The 2,105-nt window shown below is 57.7% G+C and carries 1 protein-coding gene and 1 pseudogene; both read right to left on the reverse strand.

All coding sequences use genetic code 11. The features are described 5' to 3' along the window. Positions 1 to 105: 105 nt before the first annotated feature. Complete coding sequence (locus AC5ZG1_RS43805) at positions 106 to 372, reverse strand: hypothetical protein (RefSeq protein WP_496136504.1); 267 nt, start codon at positions 370 to 372, stop codon at positions 106 to 108. A 1,032-nt stretch (positions 373 to 1,404) separates the two neighbouring features. Next, positions 1,405 to 1,992 (reverse strand): annotated as a pseudogene (locus tag AC5ZG1_RS43810) (LysR substrate-binding domain-containing protein); the annotation flags it as partial. Positions 1,993 to 2,105 lie beyond the last annotated feature (113 nt).

A 2,105-nucleotide genomic window follows, 5' to 3' on the forward strand; every position in this document is an offset into this window, starting at 1 on the left:
GAACCCCCGACGATCCATGATCGATATAGAATCATCAATCGCAGCCCCTGACGAGGGCTTTTTCAGCAGACTGCTAGCTGCACTCTGCTTCGATTAAGGCGCCAGCTAGATGGCTCTTCTGGCGCCAGCAAGGTTGCTCTCCTCAGAGGGGCCGCCTGATCGAGCGGCAGAGGCAATGGCGACGACCAAAGTCATCAATGACGCCAACTCCGCATTACCGGCGGCAGCACGTGCCAGAACAAGCGTGGCGATCGCCGCTCGATTTTCAGGAGTCTGCATAGAAGTCGGTAGCGCTGCGACCGCTTCGTCAAAAATCCTTCCCAGGACCGTAAGGTCTTCCGGATCGTAGACACCACTGTATTGCTGCAACATTCGGCTCCGTATCATTATCGCGCTAGGGCGGCCGCACGTCGCTAAGACGTTTGGCCAAAAGAAGACAGACCAACGACGTACGGCAATGAAGATGCGGTATGCGTTGAAGTGATGCCGTTGCGCAACACAGTCGCGCTTTGCTCTGTCCCGAACCCAGGTAGGCGATATCGGGCAAGCTTCTCTGAACAATTTGCGAGCACCGTTGCCTATGTGCAGCCGAAGCAACGAGGCGAGAAAGATGAACTCTCACATCCGAAGCACCGCTATGCTCACTCATGCCTGCAGGAAGCGCGGAGTCGTTGTGAGATCGACGCGGTCGCCGATGCTAATCCAAAAAACGATAGCCTCAACATTTCCTCAGCTTGGCTCGCATATCTGAATGTCCATCGCAAAGCGATGGCTGCTCTTTTGATTCCGTTTACAACGGATCGCAGCACCGTTACGAGAATGGCGGGAGGGCACCAATCTACCAGCGGCGGCGCTGCTCGACCTTCTCGCGCATGGTATACCAAATGATGGATACTCAGGCGGGCAATGTTCTTCCGAATTTCTGCAGCGATGAAGATGCTCATTGCGGATCGGCGATAAGGTGGTGCTCTGAGCGGCGGCGGAGCGCGCGACGGGCTGCGCGCACAAGGCAAATGGCTGGCCTCGATCAGGAAAGCCCTTGGTTTACATCGCACATGTTTGCCGTCTTGCTCGAAGCGGACCGCTGCCGGCGCGGGCACTGTAGTCAGGAAGCACTCTCACGAGGGACGGCGTTCATGCCTCTTGTAGAGGCGCTCGTCAAGAGGTTGCGGGGCAGAGAGCGGTGTGAGGACCAGGGTCAGGCGGCTCTCATGAAATGCGCGCAGACGAAGTTCGAGCAAGAGGTAGGCATTCGAGCCGAGTTCATGCCGGAGCCGCCAGCGAAGACCTTGCAGCATACTTTCCGAGACTGCACCCGCGATGAAGGAGGGCCGGCTCATCACCAAGGATGTGGGCGTAACCGGCTTGAAGCGAGGAGGAGGGCGATGAGACGCTTTAAGTGATCTAGGGGCGCCGAGAGCTTTGTGTGGTCTCAGGCAGGGGAGTCATGCGGGACGCCTCTTCCAACAATATCTCCCGCATCCAGATGCATGCCGGATTATTGTTGTGAAAAGCGGGCCATTGAACGGCCTCGGTAAATGCGGGAAGTGACCGCGGAAGTGCGACGATCTGCAGGGGCATCGTCTGCGCGAAATGCTCAACCAGCCTTGAGGGCATCGTAGCTATGCGCCCCGTGTCCAATAGTACAGGCGGGATCATGCCAAAGCTCTGCACGACGACCTCAATGCGTCTCTTGACACCATGCTCAAGTAAGAACCATTCCGCGATGGAGGGCCTTCGCGCACGCCCGAACTTCACTGCGACATGCCCCATTGACATGTATTTGTCGAATGCAAGCTGCGGTGGCAGCCGTTTATTCGTGTGGCAGCCTACGCACACGAGCCGCTCCTCGAACAATGCCGCTTTAGGATGCGCGCTCGACATGAACAATTCTGGCAAGATAAGAAAATCGACTTCACCCCGCCGGAGAAGCTCATCGGTCTCATCGGCGAGTGGCAACAATTCGAAAGTGACGGCGGGAGCTTCTCGTGCGCCTCAGCCGAGGAACTCCATGCGGCGGCGGCGCTCTCAATCTTGTGCTCGCGCAGGAAGCGCCAGACATATTGAACGTCGACGTCGCCCAGCGCCTCCGCCAGCAGGGGGCC

The sequence above is a fragment of the Bradyrhizobium sp. Leo78 genome, assembly GCF_059512425.1.